We start from the raw sequence: 20,436 nt of genomic DNA, 5'->3' as shown, positions 1-20,436 counted from the left end.
TTTTCACCTAATCCTCATTAGTTCCACGGCATGGAACGATCATTTTATCATTACGTCCACGTTCACATTCCGCTTGTAAAGTTACATGGTTAATACCCAATTCTGATTTAAGTTTTTTACCAATATCTTGATAAAGATTCTCAAGTTCATCTGCGTGAAGATTGCGATCAACATTAATATGGGCATCCATCATAATAAAGTCATCACTGTAGCGCCATACATGAACATGGTGAATATTCTTTACTTCTGGAAAAGAAAGCACAATATCATTAACTGAATTTAAATCAATATTGGGATTTGATTCCATCAACACATTAGCAGCTTTCATCGTGATTTCATAAGCTTCATGCAAAACAAAGATTGAAACCAAAATTGTCAAAACCGGATCAAGCCAAGTCACATTCCAGAAATAAATGAAAATCGCGCCGATTACAACAGCTACACTAGACAAGGCATCACTAAGCATATGAATAAAGGTTGAACGGACATTTAAATTACCTTTAGCATCGTGATGCATGGCTAACATAGAAATAATATTAGCTACCAGTCCGATAATTGACACGACCAGCATAATTCCGCCATGAATATGTTCTGGTTTCCAAAATCTTTGAATAGCTTCAACGAATAATACAACACTAATAACTATTAGCACAACACCGTTAGTAAATGCAGCCAAAGTTTCGGCTCGATCATAGCCAAAAGTCTTTCGCTGATTGCGGCTTCTTCTACTAATCAAGTGCGCTACAAAAGACAAAATAATGGCTCCTACATCACTTAAATTATGCACAGCATCTGAGAGTAATGCCAATGAGCCTGATAAAATACCACCTAAAAATTCCGCAATAGTAATTATCACATTAAGCAATGTAACAAATACATAACGCTTTGTTGTATGATCTTTATTCATAAATATTTTCCTTCCGTTATCAGTGTACCAAAAAAGCCCTACTTATGCAGTAGGACTTATTTTTATAGTTTTTCGGCATCGACATTATAATCTACAATTTCAAATTTGCCATTATCGTGCAAAATCCCCCGAGTGACACTTCCGTTATCTGGGAAAATAATATCGTGTTTGCCATCGCTTTTATTCCAGTACTTAATTGATAAGGTCTTAATAAAATCACCATGAGTTACTAATAACACTCTTTGTTCATTTTTGGTTACATCTCTTAAGACATCAATTGCGCGAACCATGCGTTCATCTAGCTCATCTTTATCTTCAGCCAAATGTCTTGGATCTGCTCTCTTAGTAGCTTCACGAAATTCTCGCAAACCTACTTGATTGATAATCTTGGCAACATTATCTTCATGCCCTATGCCTGCTGCCATTGCTACCTGATCCCAGGTTTGGTTAATATCGTCACCTTCAAAAGTTCCGAAGAATACTTCACGAAATTCAGGTAACTTTTTAATTTTACCAATATCTGAAACCAAGTTAGCATCTTTCATTAAGTGAACAGTGTCAATTGCTCTTTTTAAATCAGATGAATACATATTATCAAAGTGAACCTGGCTCAAAGCATTAGCGGTCACTTTTAAATCGTTAATTCCCTTAACAGTCAGCGGTGAATCACACCAACCTTGAACCTTATTCAATTGGTTAAACATGGTTTCACCATGGCGAACTAAATAAACTTCTGTTGACATATTAACCTCCCTTTACATTACTAAATATTGTATCAAACTTAATGTAAATAAGCTTTATAAAAGAAATATCCGGCTTGAACAAACGCCAATGTGGCAATAAAAATTCGGATCGGTTTTTCTGGTACTCGTCTTAAAATTGCTGGTCCAATATAACCACCAATAAACATCCCGATAGCTAATGGTATCGCCTGCAGCCAATAGATGTGCGAAGTAAAAATAAAAATGATGAGAGCCACTAGATTAGCAAAACCACAAATTACATTTTTGATTGCATTAATTACAATGAATCTTTCATTAGTTATATAAGTCAAAAGCACGAGTACTATTACACCACCAGCAGCGCCAAAATAACCGGTGTAGGCGCCCATTATTAAAAGTGCAATGAAATAGATTATCTTTAACCATGTCGGCTGCTTTTTGGTATTTAAACTGTGATGTTTTCCCGAAACAATGATCATAATTCCAGAAAATGCTATGAAAAACGGTACTGCTTTTTCAAAAACGCTGGATGGAAACGAAAGCAAAAGCATGCAGCCAATAATTGAACCAACTACAGTAAAAATCGTGTAAAACCAGACCTGCTCCCAGTGCCCTTTTAACTCTTTCGTAGAAGAAACGGTTGAACCTATACTAGTCCAAATTAATGCAGCGTCATTGGTCACATTGGCAAAAACAGGCGGAATACCTACAGCTAACAGCACCGGATATGAGGCAAGTGATGCCATCGATGCAATAGAGGAAAGCAACCCACCAGCTACTCCACCTAGCAACAAGAAAATTGTCGTCCAAATCGTCATTTTCTAATCTCTTTCCTTAAACTATCTTCTTCATTATAATTCTAGTAGTTACTAACACAAAGGAAGTCATTACATGTCTACATTCAATACTTTAATTTTTATTCCGAGGGCAGTCTTTTAAATGAAAAACTAGCTGAAAGAAATGCTCTTCGCCAAACCTTAAAACATTATGGCGTAGATTGGGGGACCTGCAGAACGGATTAAATATACTAGCCTGCAGAAACAATTCAAGCTTTTATCCACAGATGAACAAATCGATTTAGCTTTATCTACATATTTAAAAGAAAACTTAGCTGCAACACGAACTATTTTTGCACAAAAAATGCAAGAACAAACTCGCTTGGTTAAAGGTGCTACCGATTTTTTAGATGAGGTCAGTGGTTCTCTGCGTATGATCTTGCTTGCTAAAGAAACTAGAACTCAGATTGAACCGCGCCTAGCACCAACAGAATTACTCAGCTCTTTCGATTTTGCCTATTTCGCAGATGACTTCAAAGTCAAATTACCTAGTAAAAATATCTTCTTCAAGATATTGAAAGATCATCCTGAGATTGATCCTGACAATACTCTTGTGATTGGTACAAATCTAGATGAAGAAATTCAGGGCGCAGAGAATGCAAATCTAAAGTCATTATGGCTCGCACCAAAAAAGGACAAGATTCCTATCTCACCTCGCCCTACTTTGCATTTAAGCAAATTAGCAGACCTTGATTTTTTATCTAGATCTCAACTAACAGTTATAATAGATATATGTAACTTAGAAAGGATGATTCTATGACAAAAGTTGCTGTTATCTTTGCAGACGGTTGTGAAGAAGTTGAAGGTTTAAGTGTTGTTGATGTATTGCGTCGTTTAAACGTTGAATGCGATATGGTCGGTTTACACAGTAAAGACGTTGATGGTGATCACCATATTAAATTAACTTGTGATAAAGTTGTGGACGACAGCTTGCTTGATTACGATTTGGTAGCATTCCCAGGTGGAATGACTGGTTCAGCTAACTTGCGTGACGATGAAAAATTACGCGATTTAATGGTTAAGCGCCATGAAGCTGGTAAGTGGGACGCTGCAATGTGTGCTGCTCCTCGTGCATTGGCTCGCTATGGCGTATTAAAGGATGCTGAATTCACTTGCTACCCAGGTATCGAAGAAGAATGTGAAAAGTATGATCCAAGTGCTCACTTTAGCGAAAGAATTACTGTCACTGACAAGGAACACAAAGTTTTGACCAGCCGTGGTCCAGCTACTGCTTGGGCATTTGCCTACGCTATCGCAGAAGCACTTGACGTTGATACTAAGCAATTGAAGCATGGTATGCTTTACGACTACTTAGCTGATAACATTAAAGATAGTTTATAATTTGTGATTACATTATGGAAAAAGAATATTATAAACAACCCTATCATGAACCGGAAAGCCAGGTTCCTAATCCCAGCTTTTCAGAATTATGAAAGATTTCTTTTTTGCACCTTTTAAGTGGAATGCTCGAAGCACAAGAAAAGAATTTTGGGTCAGTTATGCTATTCAATTCGTTATAAGTATTATTATTGGTACCATCGAATTGCTTGCACTTTTACCTTATACCACAGTTGATACCAACGGTACTGGTTGGACTGAACCTGTATCATCTATCACAATCACGTTTATTATTATCAATGTGATTGTAGCTATTCTATTGATTTGGTTAAAACTAGGACTATTAGGTACTGCAGTCAGACGATTACATGATACTAACCATGAAGGCTGGTGGATTTTACTATATTTAGTACCATTTGGCTGGATTTTTATCATTTACTTTATGATTTTGCCTACTGTTGAAAAACCTGTTAGATGGGGCAATTACTTATTTACTAAATAAAAATTGGCATCAAAAAAGCATCCCTAATTGGGATGCTTTTTGTATAAACGTAAATCTGAAGATTAACGCTTTGAGAATTGTGAAGCTTTACGGGCTTTTTTCAAACCTGGCTTCTTTCTTTCCTTCATTCTTGGGTCACGAGTTAAGAAACCTGCCTTCTTAAGTGGACCACGGAAGTCTGGGTCAACTTCAAGAAGAGCACGTGCGATACCGTGACGGATAGCTCCGGCTTGGCCAGAGAAACCACCACCGTTAACATTAACGTGAACGTCGTATTGACCTTCAGTTTCAGTTAATGTTAAAGGTTGTTTCAAATCTTTAACCAAGTTAGGGTATGGAATGTATTGATCAACATCTTTACCGTTAACAGTGATCTTACCGTTACCTGGTACTAAACGAACACGCGCAACTGAATCCTTGCGGCGACCAGTACCTGTGTATGCAGCTTGTTGTGCCATTATTTAACCTCCTAATTAAATTAACTTGTTGATATCTAACTTTTCAGGCTTTTGTGCTTCGTGCTTGTGGTCTTCACCAGCATAAACATGCATCTTCATGAATTCATGATGACCAAGAGTGTTCTTTGGAAGCATACCCTTAACTGAGATTTCAACCATCTTAACTGGGTTATTGGCAAGCAATTCGCCGTATGAAACAGCCTTCAAGCCACCACGCCATTCTGAGTGGTGGTAGTAGAACTTGTCTAAAGCCTTTTTACCAGTCAACTTAATCTTTGAAGCGTTGATAACAATAACGTTATCACCGGTATCAACATTAGGTGTGTATTGAGGCTTGTTCTTACCTCTCAAAATAGTGGCTACAGCTGCAGAAAGACGACCTAAAGATACGTCAGTTGCATCAATAATGTACCACTTACGTTCGATTTCACTAGATTTTGCTAATGGTGTAGTACGCAATTTAAATTCCTCCGTTTATTTGCAGTTTGAAAACAATAAGTTTCCGGGGCCTACCGTGGACAAACATACTATACTAGAGTACGTCCTTTTTGCTAAAAAGTCAATTATAAATGCCGGTCATGTCGATATTTTTGTGGTATTTCATCATAAAAAACGTGATATAGATAAAGACCACTTGCTTGAGCAGTTTGTCGTACTTCTTGTCTATCTTTAGCGGCAATTACACGCTTCAAATCATGAACCGGGCGCCTTCCATTGCCAATTTCAAGCAATGCAGCAACCATAATTCGAACCATATTGTATAAAAAACCAGAACCAATAAAATCAAATACTATTTCATTTTCTTTTTCATCTTTAGCAATGTTCACATAATAAATAGTTCTGACCTTATCCTCTATCTGTCCACCGCTTGCTGCAAAGCTAGTAAAATCATGCTTGCCTAGCAAGTCTTTAGCGGCTTCTTGCATTTTCCCTACATCCAATGCATAAGAAAAATGTCCTGTGTAGAATCGCTTAAAAGGATTAACAAAATGATCCAAACTTACTCTGTAGCGATACCATTTACCTTTGATAGAATATCTAGCATGGAAATTCTCATTAACTATTTCACAATTATTAAAAATAATATCAGTCGGCATCATTGAATTTAATGCTAAAATCATCCGATTAGCCGGAATAGTTTTACCAGGATAATCAAAATGGATTACTTGTCCAATGGCGTGAACACCAGCATCTGTTCTACCCGAGCCTTGAACGATAATTCGCTTTCCCTTAGTCATTTTCTTTAATGCATCTTCAACGGTCCCTTGAACTGTACGTTGATCCGGTTGCAACTGAAAGCCATGGAATAAATGACCATCGTATGCCATTGTCATCTTATATCTAGTTGTCATAATTAATGTGTCCTAAAAATTAACAATAGTCCTACCAACAAAATAAAATATGCCAAAGAAATCAAATCATACTTTGACCAATTTAGAACTCGATATTTAGTTCGTCCTGCACTTCCACGATATCCACGTGATTCCATCGCAGTAGAAAGATCAATCGCCGTTTCAAGCGAATGAATAAATAATGGTATAAGAATCGGTGCAATTGCTTTAGCCCTTTTTATTAAGCCACCATCATTAAAATCAGCTCCACGTGATCTTTGTGCATTCATGATTTTTAAAGTCTCATCAAATAAAGTTGGGACAAAACGTAAGGCGATCGAAATGACAAGGGCAATTTTATCTACAGGAACTTTAAATATTTTTAGAGGCTTTAACAGCCACTCCATTGCATCTGCTATCTCTAGAGGCATAGTGGTCACCGTCATCACTGTAGAAATTAAAATGATTAACGTAAATCGAATGAAGATATATATTGCATTCTCGACACCATAACTTGAAATACTAAATATCCACCAATGCCAAAAAACATGGCCACCAGTCATAAAAAATAATTGCAATAAAGAAGTAAAGAAAATTAAGCCTATTAAAGGCTTAACACCGTTCCAAAAAACTCTTGCTTTTAATCCTGTAGCAATTATCGCTAAAAAACAAAAGAAAGTAATAATTGCATAAGTAATCGGATTATTTGCTAAAAAGATAGCCAAAATGAACAAAATAGTAATTAATAATTTGCCTCGGGGATCCATTTTATAAACAAGAGAATCACCAGGAATATATCGTCCAATAATTATCTTACTCATTAAACTCCCCCTGCACATTTTCCTTAATTCCATCAACTAATTCTTTTATAGTTAATGGATTTTCTTTAAATTTAAAACCTGTTAAAGATGATGCAAATAAACTTGGAGTAGGCTCATCTAAGTAATGTTTCTTCAACCATTCCTTATTTTCAAAAATCTTTCGTGGTTTATCATGCTTTATTAATTTGCCATGTTCCATTACTAAAACATCATCAGCATACTTAGCCACATCATCCATATTGTGTGTGACTAAAATGACAGTATGCCCCGCCTTTTGATAATTTACAAAGATTTGCATCATTTCTTCTCGAGCTCGTGGATCTAATCCAGCTCCTGGCTCATCTAAGCAGAGTATTTGAGGCTCATTGACCATTACACCTGCAATTGCCACACGCCTCATTTGCCCTCCAGAGAGCTCAAATGGAGATTTAGAAATCACATCAGTAGGTAATCCTACTTGTTTTAACCATTTTTTTGCCTTAATTTCGGCTTCTTTGTCACTTACCCCAAAATTTTTAGGCCCAAATTTAACGTCTTCAAGCACAGTATTTTCAAACAACTGAGTTTCTGGAAATTGAAATACCAATCCCACTTCTTTGCGCAACTTTTTTAAGTTTTTATTTCCTGTTTGCGGTGTAATATGATATCCAGCTATATCAATGGTTCCCGAACTAGGCTTTAATAATGCATTAAAATGTTGCATCAAAGTCGATTTACCACTACCTGTATGTCCGATCAATGCAATAAAACTATTGTCTAATAATTCAAAAGAAATATTATCTAATCCCTTTTTCTCCATTGTTGTTCCAGGAGAATAAATATAATTTATATTTTCAAATTTAATTGACATAGATATTGCTTCAACTCATCTTTCGTTCTTACATTCTGAGGTACTGATACTCCACTCTTATCTAATGCTAGTATCAACTTATTAGTAAACGGAATATCTAGACCTATTTGTTTAAGCATCGTTGTCTTGTTAAAAATCTTTACTGGTGAATCTTGATCAATTATTTCGCCATCATTTAAAACAATGACACTATCTGCCATATTGGCTTCATCGATATCATGTGTGATAGAAACAACTGTTAACTGTTTCTTTTTCATCAGCTCACTAATTATTTTTAAAATTTGCTTTCTACCACTTGGATCAAGCATAGAAGTAGACTCATCTAAAATAATAATTTGGGGCTCAACGGCTAATATTCCAGCAATAGCTATTCTCTGTTTTTGTCCTCCAGAAAGATTTGCAGGCTCAGAATCAATATATTCCAGCATACCCACTTCAGATAAAACATTTCTTACTATTTTTATCATTTCTTGTCTAGGTACACCACGGTTTTCTAAACCAAATGCTACATCATCTCCGACAGTAGCGCCAACAAATTGATTGTCTGGATTTTGAAAAACTATTCCAACTTTTTCTCTAATATCCCAAATATTTTCAGCAGTCACATTGGTCCCTAAAACAGTAATTTTACTATCAGAATTTTCATCTGGTAAAAGTAACCCATTGATTAACTTGGAAATTGTAGATTTACCGCTCCCATTGTGTCCAATTAAAGACATCCATGAACCTTTTTTAACTACAAAATTAACATCTTTTAAGACCGTTTTTTTTGAATCTGGATAAGTGAATTTAACATGTTTAAACTCAATAGCATTATTGTTAGACATACTCACACATTCCCCTCTTAGATTACTTATTAGTAATTGTAACAGAAAAAAGAGCAAAAAAAATCATCCATGAAGAGGGATGATTTTATCATCTAAGCTAGACTAAGCTTTCGCCATCATCTTTACGCTTTTTCTCACTTTCATGGATAATTCTTAATACGTATTAAGTTGTGGTAATCCTAAATTAAACTAATTCAAGAATAACCATTGGAGCAGCATCACCTTTACGAGGAACAGCTAACTTCAAAATTCTAGTGTAACCACCGTTACGATCCTTGTAACGAGGTGCTACATCGCTGAAAAGCTTTTGCAATGCTGATTTAACAACAACTGCATCTTTTTCTTCATGAACATCTGCAACTTCGTTACGTACGAATGCTGCAGCCTTTCTTCTTGAAGCTAAATCGCCGCGCTTACCTAAAGTGATCATCTTTTCGGCAGTTTTACGAACTTCTTTAGCACGAGTTTCAGTAGTAACAATACGTTCGTTCATGATTAATTGAGTAGTCATTTCTCTTAGCATTGCTTTTCTGTGAGCACTATCGCGACCTAATTTACGGTATGCCATGGGTTTGCCTCCTTTATTTACCTACTTTAGTCTTCCTGACGAAGTGAAAGACCTAAGTCGGTTAATTTATTCTTAACTTCTTCCAATGATTTACGTCCCAAGTTACGTACACGCATCATATCTGACTCTGTCATATCAGTTAACTCTTGAAGAGTGTTAATGCCGGCACGTTTCAGGCAGTTGTATGAACGAACAGAAAGATCAAGCTCTTCAATTGTCATTTCGAGTTTCTTTTCTTTCTTGTCGTCTTCCTTTTCCACCATTACTTCGCTGAATTTAGTATCTGCATCAGCTGATTCAAATACTTTGAAATGTTCAACTAAAATCTTAGCAGCAAAACTAAGGGCGTCATTAGGCTTGATTGAACCGTCAGTCCAAATCTCAAAAGTGAGCTTGTCAAAATCGTCTCTCTTACCAACACGAGTTGATTCAACTTGGTAGTTAACCTTTTTAATTGGTGAGAATAGAGAATCAACAGGAATTACTCCAATTGGCATGTCATCACTCTTATTGTCACTTGCAGCAACATAACCTCTACCATTTTGTACGGCGATTTCCATGTGCAAGTGTCCACCTTCAGCAATGGTACAAATGTATTGATCCGGATTTAAGACTTGAACGTCTGCATCAACTTTAAGATCATCAGCAGTTACTGTGGCAGGACCTTCAACGTCCAATTCAATAACCTTTCTTTCATCTGAAAAAGACTTTAATTCAAGCTTCTTCAAATTAAGAATAATCTTGGTTACATCTTCTCTGACGCCAGGAACTGTTGAGAACTCGTGTAAAACGCCATCAATTTGCACATAAACAAGTCCAGTACCAGGAATAGAAGTAAGTAAGACTCTTCTTAAAGAGTTACCTAAAGTAGTACCAAAGCCTCGCTCAAGTGGTTCAACAACAAACTTACCGTAAGAATCTTCTTGTTCAACAACGGTAATATTTGGTTTTTCAAATTCAATCATTACTGGGCCCCTTTCAAAACGTAACGTCCTATATCAAGGACAATATTAAACACGACGACGTTTTGGTGGTCTGGAACCATTGTGGGGAACTGGCGTAACGTCACGAATTGCAGTAATTTCAAGACCAGTTGCTTGAAGTGATCTAATAGCAGATTCACGACCAGCACCAGGACCTTTTACAGAAACTTCTACATGTTTCATACCTTGGTCCATTGCACTCTTAGCTGCTGCTTCTGCTGCCATTTGAGCTGCAAATGGAGTAGACTTACGACTACCCTTAAAGCCCAATGCACCAGCTGAAGACCAAGCAACTGCATTACCTTGAACGTCAGTAATCATGACTAAAGTATTATTAAACGTTGAGTGAATGTGTGCCACACCGCTTTCAACATGCTTCTTCACACGACGCTTACGTGCTGTTTTCTTTGCAGGCATCAATAAACCTCCTTATAAATAAAATTAACGGTTTCTCTTAGTACCCTTACGAGTACGAGCATTATTCTTGGTATTTTGACCACGAACTGGAAGTCCACGGCGGTGACGAATACCACGATAAGAACCAATATCAACTAATCGCTTAATGTTCATGCTTACTTCACGGCGCAAGTCACCTTCAACACGATACTTATCAACTTCAGTACGAAGCTTTTCTTGATCTTCTGGAGTTAAATCCTTTGAACGAACATCTTCAGAAACACCAGCATCAGCACAAATCTTCTTAGCAGTTGCATCACCAATACCATAAATGTATGTTAAAGCAACAACAATTCTTTTATCTCTTGGTAAGTCAACACCAGCAATACGAGCCATAAACTACACCTCCTCTTTTTCTTACTATTAACCTTGACGTTGCTTGTGCTTTGGATTTGCTGAGCAAATAACCATTACACGGCCATGTCTTTTAATGACTTTACAATGTTCGCACATTGGTTTAACAGATGGTCTAACCTTCATGTTTCCCTCCGTTATATTACTTTATAAACCGATACGTAATTCTACCTTTAGTTAAATCATATGGAGATAATTCTACTGTTACACGGTCTCCAGGCAAAATACGAATATAGTGCATTCTAATTTTACCTGAAACATGTGCTAAAATAGTAGCTCCATTTTCTAATTCAACTTTAAACATAGCATTAGGTAAGGTATCAACTACCTTACCCTCTACTTCAATGACATCATCTTTTGCCAAAGTTGTTCCTCCGCAATTAAACAGTCATACTTTGAAATTATAACACGGATAAAAAATTATACAAATTTATTCTATTGATTATTACTCAATACCGCATCAATATCTTCAAAGACTTTTTCTGGAGTTTGTTCACCATTAATTACAGTAAGCAAACCTTTCTTTTGATAAAAGTCTTTCAAAGGTGCATTCATCTTTTCATTAACTTCAAGACGATTCTTAACAACTTCTGGCTTATCATCTTCACGTTGATAAAATTCATGACTACCACAACGATCACAAGTACCTTCAACTTTAGGTTGCTTTGAAAGTTTATTGTATGTAGCACCACAATTTTTACACATGTATCTAGCTGATAAACGCTTAATCAAAGTGTCCTCATCAACTTCAAGCGCAATAACATTTGTTAATGGTTTCTTCAAGCGTTTAGTAATACCGTCAAGAAGTTCTGCTTGTACAGTAGTTCTTGGAAAACCGTCTAAGATAAAACCTTCTTTAATATCAGGTTGACTTAAACGTTCTTCAACTAACTTAGCAGTTACTTCATCTGGTACTAAGTTACCTTTATCAATGTAACTTTTAGCTTCAAGACCTACCTTAGTCTTATTAGCCATTGCTTCCCTAAACATATCTCCAGTTGAAATATGAGTTAAGTGATATTTATCGACAATTCTCTCTGATGCTGTACCTTTACCAGCACCTGGTAAACCTAAAAGAATTAAGTTAATCATTTATCCGTTCCTATCTGATGAATCCAACATATTCTCTCTTCATTAACAATCCGTTAATTTGACGAGATAACTCAAGAACAACCCCAATAACAATTAAAAGACTTGTTCCTCCTAAACCAATAGAACTTGGGAGATTCCAAAAGTTAGTAGCTAATTGAGGTAATAATGCAACTAAGCCTAAAAATACTGAACCTACAGTTGATAATTTAATCAACATTTTTGAAATATAATTCTGGGTATCTTTTCCTGGCCAAATGCTAGGAATGTAAGCACCTTGTTTTTGTAAGTTTTCTGCTAGCTTCTCAGGGTTAACCTGTACAAAAGCATAGAAGAATGTAAATAAGATAATTAAAAAGGTGTAGATAATAACTCCAGGTGTAGTTTGTAAACTAAAGATCTGGTTCATTACTTTAAACCATTGCTGATCACCTTGGGTTCTTTGAAAGGCCATTAAAATTGTTGCCGGTGTAACAATAAAAGAACTGGCAAAAATAACTGGAATAACTCCAGATACATTGACCTTTAATGGTAGAAAACTTTCAGAACCACTAATCGTCGCTCTTCTTGTATATTGAATAGGAATACGACGATCAGCTTGTTCAACCCACGTAACCAATTGGGTTACGATAAGGATTGCAACTATAATCGCGATGAAGAACAAAATACCTTGCCAACGATCACTGGCACTATTATTAATAACCCCTTCTTTATAGATTTGCCATAAACCACTAGGTAATCTTGCAATAATACCAGCAAAGATAATTACTGATACACCATTTCCAAGACCTTTATCTGTGATTTCATCACCCAACCATGTTAACAACATGGTTCCGGCAGTCATGATAATAGCAATTTCTATATAGGTTTGTGGAGTTTGGCTTTTTACTAACCCCATTTGAGTTAAAGCGTTAAAACCAAGTGTAATACCAATACTTTGAACAAAAGCAACTACTAATGTTAAGTATCTAGTAACTTGATTTGTTTTACGACGCCCAACTTCACCTTGTTTTCCCCATTCTACTAATGTAGGTACGATATCCATTTGCAATAATTGAATTACAATTTGTGCCGTAATGTAGGGAGAAACACCCAAGGAGAATATTGAATAGTTATCTAGTCCACCACCAGATACAGTATCTAGCATTGGAACTAGTCCAGTTTGAGCAACCTGCGTGATCGCCTTTGCATTAATACCAGGAACAGCAATATTAGCACCAATCCGGTATATTAAAAGAATAAAGAGAGTAAAATAAATCTTATTTCTAATTTCTTTATCCTTAAAGGCGTTCTTCAAGGTCGAAAACATTAGATCACCTCAACAGTTCCGCCAGCGGCTTCAACTGCTTTCTTAGCAGCTGCGGAAACTTTGTTAACCTTTACAGTTAATTTAACTTTCAATTCACCGTTGCCAAGTAACTTAACGCCTGATAATTCTTTCTTTACCAAACCGTTTTCTTTAAGAGTTTCAACAGTTACTTCACTGCCGTCATTGAACTTATTTAAGTCATCTAAGTTTACAATTGCATATTCTTTACGGTTAATATTCTTGAAACCACGCTTTGGCATAGTTCTGAACAATGGCATTTGACCACCTTCAAAACCTAAACGTGTATGACCGCCTTGACGAGCCAATTGACCCTTTTGACCACGGCCAGAAGTCTTACCGTAACCACTTGAAGTACCACGACCAACACGCTTTCTATTGCGACGTGAGCCTTCAGCAGAATGTAATTCATGAAGCTTCATTAATTTGGCACCTCCTTGATATCTTATTTATTAATCTCTTCAACAGAGATTAAGTGAGCAATTTTTAATAATGCACCGCGAGTAGCAGCGTTGTCTGGAAGAACAACAGTACTATTTACTCTACCTAAGCCAAGAGCTTTAACAGTCTTTCTTTGTTCAGGTAGACTGTGAGCAGCACTTCTAATTAAAGTAATCTTTAAATCAGTCATCTATGATCTCCCTAATCTAAGCTCTTTCAGGTTGACGAAGTTTATTTACTTCTTCGCTAGTTCTAAGCTTCTTCAAACCATCAATAGTTGCACGAACAACATTGATTGGAGTATTAGAACCAAGTGACTTTGAAGTTACGTCTGAAATACCAGCCATATCCATAACGATACGTACGGCACCACCAGCAGCAACACCAGAACCAGCTTCAGCAGGCTTCAATAAAATGTTACCTGAACCGTAGTGACCAATAACTTCATGAGGAATAGTAGTACCAACCTTAGGTACGTTAATCATCTTCTTCTTACCGTCTTCTACAGCCTTACGGATTGCTTCCGGGACTTCTTGAGCTTTACCAGTACCAAAGCCTACACGGCCTTTCTTGTCGCCAACAACAACAAGAGCAGCAAATCTCATACGGCGACCACCCTTAACAACCTTAGTGATACGGTTGACAGCGACTAATTGATCTTCGATATCGTCTTTGTTTCTGCGATTATTACGAGAATCATTACGGTTTGCCATGTGTTAATTCTCCTTTCCTAGAAATCTAATCCGTTTTCACGAGCAGCATCAGCTAATGCTTGAATACGGCCGTGGTATAAGTAACCACTTCTATCAAATACAACAGTAGAAATATTCTTAGCCTTTGCAGCTTCAGCAATAGCCTTACCTACAGCAGTAGCTTGTTCTACCTTAGTTGCATCTTCTGATACGTTTTCATCCAAACTTGAGGCGTTTGCAAGCGTAACACCCGCTACGTCATCAATTAATTGAGCGTAGATGTTTTTATTTGAACGAAAAATGCTTAAGCGTGGGCGCTCAGCAGTACCAGAAATCTTGCCACGAATACGTTTATGACGCTTTAAGCGTAACTTATTTTTATCTGGTTTAGAAATCACAATTTCACCTCAAAATAACTACTTATTACTTACCAGTCTTACCTTCCTTACGACGTACGTATTCATCAACATAACGAATACCTTTACCCTTATAAGGTTCTGGTGGACGTACGGCGCGGATTTCAGCTGCAAATTGACCTACATCTTGCTTTGAAACACCTTCAACTTCTACATCAGTTGCTGAAGTTGCCTTAACAGTAACACCTTCTGGTGCAGTCAATACAACTGGGTGAGAATAACCAACGTTTAAAGTAACCTTGTTGCCTTGTGCTTGTGCACGGTAACCAACACCGATTAACTTCAAAGTCTTCTTATAACCGTTAACTACACCTTCGATCATTGAAGCCAAGTTAGCTCTTTCAGTACCGTGAAGTGCTTTATCACTTTCGCTTGAACGTGAAAAGTTAATTTCACCATCTTTTTGTTCAAAAGTGATCTTTGGATCGAAGTATCTAGTTAATTCACCCTTAGGACCCTTAACAGTAATGTTGTCGCCTTCCTTGGTAACAGTGACACTGTCAGGGACTTCAATAGTCTTTAAACCGATTCGGCTCATTAATTGTTCTCCTTTCTGTCAGTATTACCAAACGTAGGCAATTACTTCGCCGCCAACGTTCTTTTGTCTTGCTTCTTTGTCAGTAATAACACCAGCAGAAGTAGAAACGATGGCAATGCCTAAACCATTGAGAACTTTAGGTAAGTCTTCAGCACTTACGTAGTTTCTAAGACCTGGCTTAGAAATACGCTTTAAGCCTGAAATAACACGTTCTCCATTTGGACCATATTTCAAGAATACCTTGATAACGCCTTGCTTGTTATCATCAGCAACTTCATAATCACGGATGAAACCTTCACGTTTCAAAATTTCTGAAATAGACTTTTTAATATTTGATGCAGGAATTTCAACTGAATCGTGCTTTGCCATGTTGGCATTTCTGATTCTAGTCAAGTAATCTGCGATTGGATCTGTCATGACCATTTAAGCTATCCTCCTAACCGTATACTACCAACTAGCCTTTTTAAGACCAGGGATTTGACCCTTGTGTGCTAATTCCTTTAAGCAAATACGGCATAAACCGAATTTACGGTACACGGAATGTGGACGACCACATCTCTCGCAACGTGTATATTCGCGTGAAGAGAACTTAGCAGGACGACGATTTCTGATTTTTTGTGATGTTTTAGCCATTAATGTCCTCCACTATCTTGCAAACGGCATACCAAATTGAGTCAAAAGTTCACGAGCTTCTTCATCAGTGTTGGCAGTAGTTACGATAACAATGTCTAAACCTCTAGTACGGTTAACTTTATCAAAATCGATTTCTGGGAAAATCAATTGTTCCTTAACACCTAAAGTGTAGTTACCACGACCATCAAATGAACGAGTTGATACACCACGGAAGTCACGAACACGTGGAATAGAAACATTGATTAACTTGTATAAGAAGTCATACATTCTGTCGCCTCTAAGAGTTACCTTAGCACCGATAGACATACCTTCACGTAAACGGAAGTTAGCGATTGACTTCTTTGCCTTAGTAATTAATGGCTTTTGACCAGAAATTAAAGTTAATTCTTCAACAGCTTCATCCAAGTTCTTGGCGTTAGAAACAGCGTCACCAACACCCATGTTCAAAACGATCTTATCGATCTTTGGAATTTGCATTGATGACTTGTAATCAAACTTTTCTGCCAATGCAGGAGCTACTTTTTCTTTGTATTCTTCAGCTAAATAACTTGCCATTTGTGTCCTCCCTTCTACTTATCTTCTTTTTTACTAATTACTTTAACGTTTGATGCATGAATTGAACCTTCTGATTCAACTACACCACCGTTAGCGTTGGTTTGAGAAGGCTTTTGGTGCTTCTTAATCTTGTTAACACCCTTAACAACTACACGGTTCTTCTTAACATTAATAGAAAGAACAGTACCTTCTTTACCTTTATCTTTTCCGGCAATAACTTTTACCTTGTCACCAGTTTTAACGAACATCAGTGCACCTCACTATCAATTATAAGACTTCAGGAGCAAGAGAGACGATCTTCATAAAGTCGTACTCACGTAACTCACGTGCAACTGGCCCAAAGATACGAGTACCACGTGGGCTCTTATCTGCGTTAATAATTACTCCAGCATTTTCATCGAATTTGATGTATGAACCATCTTCACGACGTGCACCTGACTTTGTTCTGACAATTACAGCTTTTACAACGTCGCCTTTTTTGACAACGCCACCTGGTGTTGCTTGTTTAACAGTACATACAACGATGTCACCAATGTTACCAGTCTTACGCTTTGAACCGCCTAAGACTCTAATAACTAAAAGTTCTCTGGCACCAGAGTTATCAGCAACCTTTAAACGAGATTCGTTTTGAATCACTGTAGAATCCTCCCCTCACTAAATCTGCAAATTAAACAGATTTCTTAACAATCTTTGCTAAACGGAAGCGCTTCTTACGAGATAATGGACGGGTTTCCATGATACGTACAGTATCGCCAACTTTAGCTTCGTTATTTTCGTCTTGTGCGTAGTACTTCTTAGAATATCTAATACGCTTGTTGTAAACTGGGTGGTTCTTGTAAGTATCAACAACGACTACGATAGTCTTGTCCATCTTATCAGAAACTACACGACCTTGGTATACGTGACGACGATTTCTTTCGTTTGTTTCGCTCAAGTTAATAGCTCCCTTCCACTAATTGTTTTCTAATGCTTTTTCGCTCAGAATAGTCTTAATTCTGGCGATATTCTTGCGGACTTTACTCAAGCGAGCGGTATTTTCTAATTGACCCGTTGCTTGTTGGAAACGCAAATTAAAGAGTTCTTCTTTATATTGCTTTTCTTTTTCTAACATTTGATCAGTGGTTAATGCTCTGATATCTTTAGCCTTCATTAGATTCGCCACCTACTTCCGAACTTCTAGTTACAAACTTAGTCTTAATTGGTAACTTAGTTGAAGCAAGTCTCAAAGCTTCACGAGCAGTTGCTTCATCAACACCACCAATTTCAAACATAATCTTTTCTCTCTTAACTACAGCTACCCAACCTGCAGGTGCACCTTTACCAGAACCCATACGTACACCTACACCTTTTGCAGTGTATGACTTTTGAGGGAAAATTCTAATCCAAACTTTACCGCCACGCTTCATGTAACGTGTCATAGCAACACGAGCAGCTTCGATTTGACGGTTAGTAATCCAATGTGATTCGAGGGCTTCAAGACCATATTCACCAAAGGCAATATACTTACCACCTTTAGCAGCACCACGCATCTTACCACGGAATTCACGACGGTGTTTTACTCGTTTTGGTACTAAAGGCATTATCTATTTCCTCCCTTCGCTGGCTTTGAAGCTGGCTTGTTCTTACGAGTAGGTAAGATTTCGCCACGGTTAATCCAAACTTGGACACCAATTTCACCATAAGTAGTGAAGGCATTTACCCAAGCGTAATCAATATCAGCTCTCAAAGTTTGTAATGGAACACGACCTTCTGTGTGCCATTCTCTTCTTGCCATGTCGGCACCGTTCAAACGACCAGAAGTTTGAACCTTAATACCCTTGGCACCAGCACGCATAGCTCTTTGAGTAGCTTGACGCATAGCACGTCTGAAAGCAATACGAGCTTCAAGTTGACGAGCAATACTATCTGCTACCAATTCAGCATCAAGATCTGGTTTCTTAATTTCAACAATATTAATGTGAACTTGCTTGCCAGTTAAAGCATTTAATTGCTTTCTCAATGCTTCAACTTCAGAACCACCTTTACCAATTACCATACCTGGCTTTGCAGTGTGGATTGAAATGTTAATTCTGTTAGCTGCACGTTCAATTTCAACAGTGGATACTGAAGCATCCTTCAATTTCTTTGAAATAAACTTTCTGATTCGAAGGTCTTCATTTAAAGTTTCTTTGTATCCTTTGTCAGCATACCATTTTGATTCCCAATCACGGATGACACCGAGACGAAAACCGTTTGGGTTAATCTTTTGACCCATTAATATACCTCCCTTAATCGTTCTTTTCTGAAACTACTACAACTACGTGACTGGTTCTCTTGTTAATTGGAGAAGCCATACCCTTAGCACGGGGACGGAATCTCTTCAAAGTAGCACCTTCGTTTACATATGCTTCTGATACGTAAAGATTTGCACTTTCAAGATCGTAGTTGTGTTCTGCGTTAGCAATTGCTGAACGTAAAACCTTTTCAACGATTGGGGAAGCAGCTCTAGGCGTAAATTCTAAGATTGCTAATGCTTCGGCAACGCTCTTACCACGAATTAAGTCAACGACCAAACGAGCTTTTCTTGGAGCGATGCGAACAGTTCTTGCTTCTGCCTTAGCTGAACTAATTTGTTCTGCCATTTAGATGTTTCTCCTTCCTCTATTGTGCTGTGGTTTTATCTTCAGTGGATCTGTGTCCATGGAAAGTTCTTGTTGGAACAAATTCACCTAACTTATGACCAACCATGTCTTCATTAATGTATACTGGGACATGTTTTCTACCATCGTAAACAGCTATAGTCAATCCAATAAAGGAAGGAAAAATAGTTGAACGACGTGACCAAGTTTTAATAACTTGCTTCTTATCTGCATCTGCTTGTGCATCAACCTTCTTTAATAATGATGCATCAGCAAAAGGACCTTTTTTAATACTACGGCTCATTAATTAACCCTCCTTCTATTACTTGCTACCTTTACGGTGACGAATGATTAACTTCTCGCTAGCCTTCTTGGTGTCTCTAGTCTTGATACCACGAGCCTTCTTACCCCATGGAGTCATAGGTTGTGGACGACCAACTGGAGCCTTACCTTCACCACCACCATGTGGGTGATCGTTAGGGTTCATTACAGAACCACGTGATTGAGGACGCTGGCCTAACCAACGCTTACGACCAGCTTTACCTAATTTAATTAATGAATGTTGTTCGTTACCTACAACACCGATAGTTGCACGGCATGATGACAAGATCTTACGAACTTCACCACTTTGTAATCTTACTAAAGTGTAGTCACCATCAACACCCAAAACTTGAGCAGAAGCACCAGCACTTCTTACAAGTTGGCCACCCTTACCTGGCTTTAATTCAATGTTGTGAATTGAAGTACCAGATGGGATGTTCTTTAATGCTAATGCGTTACCTGGCTTAATGTCAACTGAATCGCTTGATTCAACGATATCGCCAACCTTTAATCCCTTAGGTGCTAAGATGTAAGCTTTAATACCATCAGTGTAGTGAAGCAATGCAATGTTAGCAGTTCTGTTTGGATCGTATTCGATAGCCTTTACAACTGCCTTTGTATTGTCCTTGTTACGCTTAAAGTCGATGATACGGTATTTTTGTTTGTGACCACCACCACGGTGTCTTACAGTGATGTGACCATATGAGTTACGACCTGCAGTATGTGATTGTGATTCAAGTAAAGTCTTTTCAGGCTTTGTCTTGGTAATCTCAGCAAAGTCGGAAGAAGTCATATGACGACGACCATTAGTGGTTGGCTTGTAAATTTTAATAGCCAATTGACTGACCTCCTA

Annotated in this window: 36 protein-coding genes and 1 pseudogene; 3 read left to right on the top strand and 34 right to left on the bottom strand. The window is 37.6% G+C overall.

The window, feature by feature from the left end; all coding sequences use genetic code 11:
• Window positions 1-7: 7 nt before the first annotated feature.
• The 3 genes from AADV52_RS10125 to AADV52_RS10115 all read right to left on the bottom strand — a co-directional run bounded on the left by AADV52_RS10125 (window position 8) and on the right by AADV52_RS10115 (window position 2,447).
• Entirely contained in the window at window positions 8-907 is a 900-nt protein-coding gene (locus tag AADV52_RS10125) for a cation diffusion facilitator family transporter (protein WP_014563021.1), read from the bottom strand.
• A gap of 62 nt (window positions 908-969) precedes the next feature.
• Window positions 970-1,650: a histidine phosphatase family protein gene (locus tag AADV52_RS10120; RefSeq protein WP_014918242.1), complete on the bottom strand. Its 681-nt coding sequence runs from the start codon at window positions 1,648-1,650 to the stop codon at window positions 970-972.
• Between the two features lie 38 nt (window positions 1,651-1,688).
• Window positions 1,689-2,447: a sulfite exporter TauE/SafE family protein gene (locus tag AADV52_RS10115; protein WP_012211396.1), complete on the bottom strand. Its 759-nt coding sequence runs from the start codon at window positions 2,445-2,447 to the stop codon at window positions 1,689-1,691.
• 73 nt (window positions 2,448-2,520) lie between these two features.
• Between AADV52_RS10115 and AADV52_RS10110 the strand changes: the two are divergent.
• From AADV52_RS10110 to AADV52_RS10100, 3 genes and pseudogenes are all read left to right on the top strand, one after another.
• Window positions 2,521-3,181, top strand: a pseudogene (locus AADV52_RS10110) (HAD family hydrolase).
• Window positions 3,182-3,221: 40 nt separating this feature from the next.
• Window positions 3,222-3,806 carry a DJ-1 family glyoxalase III gene (locus AADV52_RS10105; RefSeq protein ID WP_003625837.1) on the top strand — a complete coding sequence of 195 codons (585 nt, stop codon included), beginning with the start codon at window positions 3,222-3,224 and terminating at the stop codon, window positions 3,804-3,806.
• Window positions 3,807-3,894: 88 nt separating this feature from the next.
• A complete protein-coding gene (locus tag AADV52_RS10100) occupies window positions 3,895-4,305 on the top strand; it encodes a DUF805 domain-containing protein (RefSeq protein ID WP_014918240.1) in 411 nt (136 codons plus the stop codon).
• Between the two features lie 62 nt (window positions 4,306-4,367).
• On the opposite strand, the gene rpsI is transcribed toward AADV52_RS10100, so the two are convergent.
• The 31 genes from rpsI to rplB form a co-directional block, all read right to left on the bottom strand.
• The gene (gene rpsI / locus AADV52_RS10095; RefSeq protein ID WP_003625832.1) at window positions 4,368-4,763 is read right to left on the bottom strand and encodes a 30S ribosomal protein S9; all 396 of its coding nucleotides are present in this window, start codon (window positions 4,761-4,763) and stop codon (window positions 4,368-4,370) included.
• 15 nt (window positions 4,764-4,778) lie between these two features.
• Window positions 4,779-5,222: a 50S ribosomal protein L13 gene (rplM, locus tag AADV52_RS10090; protein WP_014918239.1), complete on the bottom strand. Its 444-nt coding sequence runs from the start codon at window positions 5,220-5,222 to the stop codon at window positions 4,779-4,781.
• 104 nt (window positions 5,223-5,326) lie between these two features.
• On the bottom strand, window positions 5,327-6,115 hold the full coding sequence (gene truA / locus AADV52_RS10085) for a tRNA pseudouridine(38-40) synthase TruA (RefSeq protein ID WP_014918238.1): 789 nt from the start codon (window positions 6,113-6,115) through the stop codon (window positions 5,327-5,329).
• A gap of 2 nt (window positions 6,116-6,117) precedes the next feature.
• Window positions 6,118-6,915: an energy-coupling factor transporter transmembrane component T family protein gene (locus AADV52_RS10080; protein ID WP_014918237.1), complete on the bottom strand. Its 798-nt coding sequence runs from the start codon at window positions 6,913-6,915 to the stop codon at window positions 6,118-6,120.
• Window positions 6,908-7,765 carry an energy-coupling factor transporter ATPase gene (locus AADV52_RS10075; RefSeq protein WP_014918236.1) on the bottom strand — a complete coding sequence of 286 codons (858 nt, stop codon included), beginning with the start codon at window positions 7,763-7,765 and terminating at the stop codon, window positions 6,908-6,910. The genes AADV52_RS10080 and AADV52_RS10075 overlap by 8 nt, the downstream gene beginning before the upstream one ends.
• Window positions 7,741-8,592 (bottom strand): energy-coupling factor transporter ATPase, encoded by an 852-nt coding sequence (locus AADV52_RS10070; RefSeq protein ID WP_014918235.1) that lies wholly within the window; start codon window positions 8,590-8,592, stop codon window positions 7,741-7,743. Before AADV52_RS10070 ends, AADV52_RS10075 begins: the two co-directional genes overlap by 25 nt.
• 184 nt (window positions 8,593-8,776) lie before the next feature.
• Window positions 8,777-9,160, bottom strand: coding sequence for a 50S ribosomal protein L17 (rplQ, locus tag AADV52_RS10065; protein ID WP_003625821.1), 384 nt, complete (start codon window positions 9,158-9,160; stop codon window positions 8,777-8,779).
• 26 nt (window positions 9,161-9,186) lie between these two features.
• Window positions 9,187-10,125, bottom strand: coding sequence for a DNA-directed RNA polymerase subunit alpha (locus AADV52_RS10060; protein WP_014918234.1), 939 nt, complete (start codon window positions 10,123-10,125; stop codon window positions 9,187-9,189).
• Between the two features lie 45 nt (window positions 10,126-10,170).
• Complete coding sequence (gene rpsK / locus AADV52_RS10055) at window positions 10,171-10,560, bottom strand: 30S ribosomal protein S11 (protein ID WP_003625817.1); 390 nt, start codon at window positions 10,558-10,560, stop codon at window positions 10,171-10,173.
• A gap of 24 nt (window positions 10,561-10,584) precedes the next feature.
• Window positions 10,585-10,935, bottom strand: a complete 351-nt coding sequence (gene rpsM, locus AADV52_RS10050) for a 30S ribosomal protein S13 (RefSeq protein WP_003625815.1) — start codon at window positions 10,933-10,935, stop codon at window positions 10,585-10,587.
• 27 nt (window positions 10,936-10,962) lie between these two features.
• Window positions 10,963-11,079 carry a 50S ribosomal protein L36 gene (rpmJ, locus tag AADV52_RS10045; RefSeq protein ID WP_005721621.1) on the bottom strand — a complete coding sequence of 39 codons (117 nt, stop codon included), beginning with the start codon at window positions 11,077-11,079 and terminating at the stop codon, window positions 10,963-10,965.
• 16 nt (window positions 11,080-11,095) lie between these two features.
• Window positions 11,096-11,317 (bottom strand): translation initiation factor IF-1, encoded by a 222-nt coding sequence (gene infA, locus AADV52_RS10040; protein WP_002878178.1) that lies wholly within the window; start codon window positions 11,315-11,317, stop codon window positions 11,096-11,098.
• Window positions 11,318-11,388: 71 nt separating this feature from the next.
• The gene (locus AADV52_RS10035; protein ID WP_003625812.1) at window positions 11,389-12,045 is read right to left on the bottom strand and encodes an adenylate kinase; all 657 of its coding nucleotides are present in this window, start codon (window positions 12,043-12,045) and stop codon (window positions 11,389-11,391) included.
• Between the two features lie 10 nt (window positions 12,046-12,055).
• Window positions 12,056-13,351, bottom strand: coding sequence for a preprotein translocase subunit SecY (gene secY / locus AADV52_RS10030; protein ID WP_014918233.1), 1,296 nt, complete (start codon window positions 13,349-13,351; stop codon window positions 12,056-12,058).
• Window positions 13,351-13,791 (bottom strand): 50S ribosomal protein L15, encoded by a 441-nt coding sequence (gene rplO / locus AADV52_RS10025; protein WP_003625809.1) that lies wholly within the window; start codon window positions 13,789-13,791, stop codon window positions 13,351-13,353. Before rplO ends, secY begins: the two co-directional genes overlap by 1 nt.
• 23 nt (window positions 13,792-13,814) lie before the next feature.
• Entirely contained in the window at window positions 13,815-14,000 is a 186-nt protein-coding gene (gene rpmD / locus AADV52_RS10020; RefSeq protein ID WP_003625808.1) for a 50S ribosomal protein L30, read from the bottom strand.
• Between the two features lie 16 nt (window positions 14,001-14,016).
• Window positions 14,017-14,523 carry a 30S ribosomal protein S5 gene (gene rpsE / locus AADV52_RS10015; RefSeq protein ID WP_003625807.1) on the bottom strand — a complete coding sequence of 169 codons (507 nt, stop codon included), beginning with the start codon at window positions 14,521-14,523 and terminating at the stop codon, window positions 14,017-14,019.
• Between the two features lie 17 nt (window positions 14,524-14,540).
• Complete coding sequence (rplR, locus tag AADV52_RS10010) at window positions 14,541-14,900, bottom strand: 50S ribosomal protein L18 (protein WP_014918232.1); 360 nt, start codon at window positions 14,898-14,900, stop codon at window positions 14,541-14,543.
• Window positions 14,901-14,925: 25 nt separating this feature from the next.
• Window positions 14,926-15,456, bottom strand: a complete 531-nt coding sequence (gene rplF, locus AADV52_RS10005) for a 50S ribosomal protein L6 (RefSeq protein WP_014563005.1) — start codon at window positions 15,454-15,456, stop codon at window positions 14,926-14,928.
• 24 nt (window positions 15,457-15,480) lie between these two features.
• Complete coding sequence (gene rpsH / locus AADV52_RS10000; RefSeq protein WP_003625802.1) at window positions 15,481-15,879, bottom strand: 30S ribosomal protein S8; 399 nt, start codon at window positions 15,877-15,879, stop codon at window positions 15,481-15,483.
• Window positions 15,880-15,903: 24 nt separating this feature from the next.
• A complete protein-coding gene (locus AADV52_RS09995; RefSeq protein ID WP_003549037.1) occupies window positions 15,904-16,089 on the bottom strand; it encodes a type Z 30S ribosomal protein S14 in 186 nt (61 codons plus the stop codon).
• Window positions 16,090-16,101: 12 nt separating this feature from the next.
• Window positions 16,102-16,644 carry a 50S ribosomal protein L5 gene (rplE, locus tag AADV52_RS09990; protein ID WP_014918231.1) on the bottom strand — a complete coding sequence of 181 codons (543 nt, stop codon included), beginning with the start codon at window positions 16,642-16,644 and terminating at the stop codon, window positions 16,102-16,104.
• 14 nt (window positions 16,645-16,658) lie between these two features.
• Window positions 16,659-16,892 (bottom strand): 50S ribosomal protein L24, encoded by a 234-nt coding sequence (rplX, locus tag AADV52_RS09985; RefSeq protein ID WP_012211381.1) that lies wholly within the window; start codon window positions 16,890-16,892, stop codon window positions 16,659-16,661.
• Between the two features lie 19 nt (window positions 16,893-16,911).
• Complete coding sequence (gene rplN / locus AADV52_RS09980; RefSeq protein ID WP_012211380.1) at window positions 16,912-17,280, bottom strand: 50S ribosomal protein L14; 369 nt, start codon at window positions 17,278-17,280, stop codon at window positions 16,912-16,914.
• A 31-nt stretch (window positions 17,281-17,311) separates the two neighbouring features.
• Entirely contained in the window at window positions 17,312-17,578 is a 267-nt protein-coding gene (rpsQ, locus tag AADV52_RS09975) for a 30S ribosomal protein S17 (RefSeq protein WP_014918230.1), read from the bottom strand.
• A gap of 18 nt (window positions 17,579-17,596) precedes the next feature.
• On the bottom strand, window positions 17,597-17,794 hold the full coding sequence (gene rpmC, locus AADV52_RS09970; protein WP_003625794.1) for a 50S ribosomal protein L29: 198 nt from the start codon (window positions 17,792-17,794) through the stop codon (window positions 17,597-17,599).
• Window positions 17,784-18,224 (bottom strand): 50S ribosomal protein L16, encoded by a 441-nt coding sequence (gene rplP / locus AADV52_RS09965; protein WP_003625792.1) that lies wholly within the window; start codon window positions 18,222-18,224, stop codon window positions 17,784-17,786. The genes rpmC and rplP overlap by 11 nt, the downstream gene beginning before the upstream one ends.
• Window positions 18,224-18,898, bottom strand: coding sequence for a 30S ribosomal protein S3 (rpsC, locus tag AADV52_RS09960; RefSeq protein WP_014918229.1), 675 nt, complete (start codon window positions 18,896-18,898; stop codon window positions 18,224-18,226). The genes rplP and rpsC overlap by 1 nt, the downstream gene beginning before the upstream one ends.
• Before the next feature lie 13 nt (window positions 18,899-18,911).
• Window positions 18,912-19,265 (bottom strand): 50S ribosomal protein L22, encoded by a 354-nt coding sequence (rplV, locus tag AADV52_RS09955; RefSeq protein ID WP_003625788.1) that lies wholly within the window; start codon window positions 19,263-19,265, stop codon window positions 18,912-18,914.
• Between the two features lie 19 nt (window positions 19,266-19,284).
• Window positions 19,285-19,566: a 30S ribosomal protein S19 gene (gene rpsS / locus AADV52_RS09950; protein ID WP_014918228.1), complete on the bottom strand. Its 282-nt coding sequence runs from the start codon at window positions 19,564-19,566 to the stop codon at window positions 19,285-19,287.
• An 18-nt stretch (window positions 19,567-19,584) separates the two neighbouring features.
• Window positions 19,585-20,421 (bottom strand): 50S ribosomal protein L2, encoded by an 837-nt coding sequence (gene rplB, locus AADV52_RS09945; RefSeq protein WP_014918227.1) that lies wholly within the window; start codon window positions 20,419-20,421, stop codon window positions 19,585-19,587.
• Window positions 20,422-20,436 lie beyond the last annotated feature (15 nt).

It is taken from the genome of Lactobacillus helveticus (assembly GCF_046109915.1).
Lineage (GTDB): Bacteria > Bacillota > Bacilli > Lactobacillales > Lactobacillaceae > Lactobacillus > Lactobacillus helveticus.
The sequence above is the reverse complement of the archived record's forward strand: the minus strand, read 5'-3'. Positions and strand labels throughout refer to the sequence as shown.

What these genes read in the sequence shown, in the direction of transcription:
- AADV52_RS10075 (WP_014918236.1), bottom strand. Translation starts at nt 7,765, where the DNA reads ATGTCAATTAAATTTGAAAATATAAATTATATTTATTCTCCTGGAACA.
- rpmC (WP_003625794.1), bottom strand. Translation starts at nt 17,794, where the DNA reads ATGAAGGCTAAAGATATCAGAGCATTAACCACTGATCAAATGTTAGAA.
- rpmJ (WP_005721621.1), bottom strand. Translation starts at nt 11,079, where the DNA reads ATGAAGGTTAGACCATCTGTTAAACCAATGTGCGAACATTGTAAAGTC.
- AADV52_RS10120 (WP_014918242.1), bottom strand. Translation starts at nt 1,650, where the DNA reads ATGTCAACAGAAGTTTATTTAGTTCGCCATGGTGAAACCATGTTTAAC.
- rpsC (WP_014918229.1), bottom strand. Translation starts at nt 18,898, where the DNA reads ATGGGTCAAAAGATTAACCCAAACGGTTTTCGTCTCGGTGTCATCCGT.
- truA (WP_014918238.1), bottom strand. Translation starts at nt 6,115, where the DNA reads ATGACAACTAGATATAAGATGACAATGGCATACGATGGTCATTTATTC.
- rplF (WP_014563005.1), bottom strand. Translation starts at nt 15,456, where the DNA reads ATGAGCCGAATCGGTTTAAAGACTATTGAAGTCCCTGACAGTGTCACT.
- AADV52_RS10125 (WP_014563021.1), bottom strand. Translation starts at nt 907, where the DNA reads ATGAATAAAGATCATACAACAAAGCGTTATGTATTTGTTACATTGCTT.
- rpsI (WP_003625832.1), bottom strand. Translation starts at nt 4,763, where the DNA reads ATGGCACAACAAGCTGCATACACAGGTACTGGTCGCCGCAAGGATTCA.
- rplQ (WP_003625821.1), bottom strand. Translation starts at nt 9,160, where the DNA reads ATGGCATACCGTAAATTAGGTCGCGATAGTGCTCACAGAAAAGCAATG.
- rplX (WP_012211381.1), bottom strand. Translation starts at nt 16,892, where the DNA reads ATGTTCGTTAAAACTGGTGACAAGGTAAAAGTTATTGCCGGAAAAGAT.
- secY (WP_014918233.1), bottom strand. Translation starts at nt 13,351, where the DNA reads ATGTTTTCGACCTTGAAGAACGCCTTTAAGGATAAAGAAATTAGAAAT.
- AADV52_RS10080 (WP_014918237.1), bottom strand. Translation starts at nt 6,915, where the DNA reads ATGAGTAAGATAATTATTGGACGATATATTCCTGGTGATTCTCTTGTT.
- AADV52_RS09995 (WP_003549037.1), bottom strand. Translation starts at nt 16,089, where the DNA reads ATGGCTAAAACATCACAAAAAATCAGAAATCGTCGTCCTGCTAAGTTC.
- rpmD (WP_003625808.1), bottom strand. Translation starts at nt 14,000, where the DNA reads ATGACTGATTTAAAGATTACTTTAATTAGAAGTGCTGCTCACAGTCTA.
- AADV52_RS10105 (WP_003625837.1), top strand. Translation starts at nt 3,222, where the DNA reads ATGACAAAAGTTGCTGTTATCTTTGCAGACGGTTGTGAAGAAGTTGAA.
- rplO (WP_003625809.1), bottom strand. Translation starts at nt 13,791, where the DNA reads ATGAAGCTTCATGAATTACATTCTGCTGAAGGCTCACGTCGCAATAGA.
- rpsS (WP_014918228.1), bottom strand. Translation starts at nt 19,566, where the DNA reads ATGAGCCGTAGTATTAAAAAAGGTCCTTTTGCTGATGCATCATTATTA.
- rpsE (WP_003625807.1), bottom strand. Translation starts at nt 14,523, where the DNA reads ATGGCAAACCGTAATGATTCTCGTAATAATCGCAGAAACAAAGACGAT.
- rpsK (WP_003625817.1), bottom strand. Translation starts at nt 10,560, where the DNA reads ATGCCTGCAAAGAAAACAGCACGTAAGCGTCGTGTGAAGAAGCATGTT.
- AADV52_RS10035 (WP_003625812.1), bottom strand. Translation starts at nt 12,045, where the DNA reads ATGATTAACTTAATTCTTTTAGGTTTACCAGGTGCTGGTAAAGGTACA.
- rpsM (WP_003625815.1), bottom strand. Translation starts at nt 10,935, where the DNA reads ATGGCTCGTATTGCTGGTGTTGACTTACCAAGAGATAAAAGAATTGTT.
- rplV (WP_003625788.1), bottom strand. Translation starts at nt 19,265, where the DNA reads ATGGCAGAACAAATTAGTTCAGCTAAGGCAGAAGCAAGAACTGTTCGC.
- rplP (WP_003625792.1), bottom strand. Translation starts at nt 18,224, where the DNA reads ATGCCTTTAGTACCAAAACGAGTAAAACACCGTCGTGAATTCCGTGGT.
- rpsH (WP_003625802.1), bottom strand. Translation starts at nt 15,879, where the DNA reads ATGGTCATGACAGATCCAATCGCAGATTACTTGACTAGAATCAGAAAT.
- AADV52_RS10060 (WP_014918234.1), bottom strand. Translation starts at nt 10,125, where the DNA reads ATGATTGAATTTGAAAAACCAAATATTACCGTTGTTGAACAAGAAGAT.
- rplE (WP_014918231.1), bottom strand. Translation starts at nt 16,644, where the DNA reads ATGGCAAGTTATTTAGCTGAAGAATACAAAGAAAAAGTAGCTCCTGCA.
- AADV52_RS10100 (WP_014918240.1), top strand. Translation starts at nt 3,895, where the DNA reads ATGAAAGATTTCTTTTTTGCACCTTTTAAGTGGAATGCTCGAAGCACA.
- AADV52_RS10115 (WP_012211396.1), bottom strand. Translation starts at nt 2,447, where the DNA reads ATGACGATTTGGACGACAATTTTCTTGTTGCTAGGTGGAGTAGCTGGT.
- AADV52_RS10070 (WP_014918235.1), bottom strand. Translation starts at nt 8,592, where the DNA reads ATGTCTAACAATAATGCTATTGAGTTTAAACATGTTAAATTCACTTAT.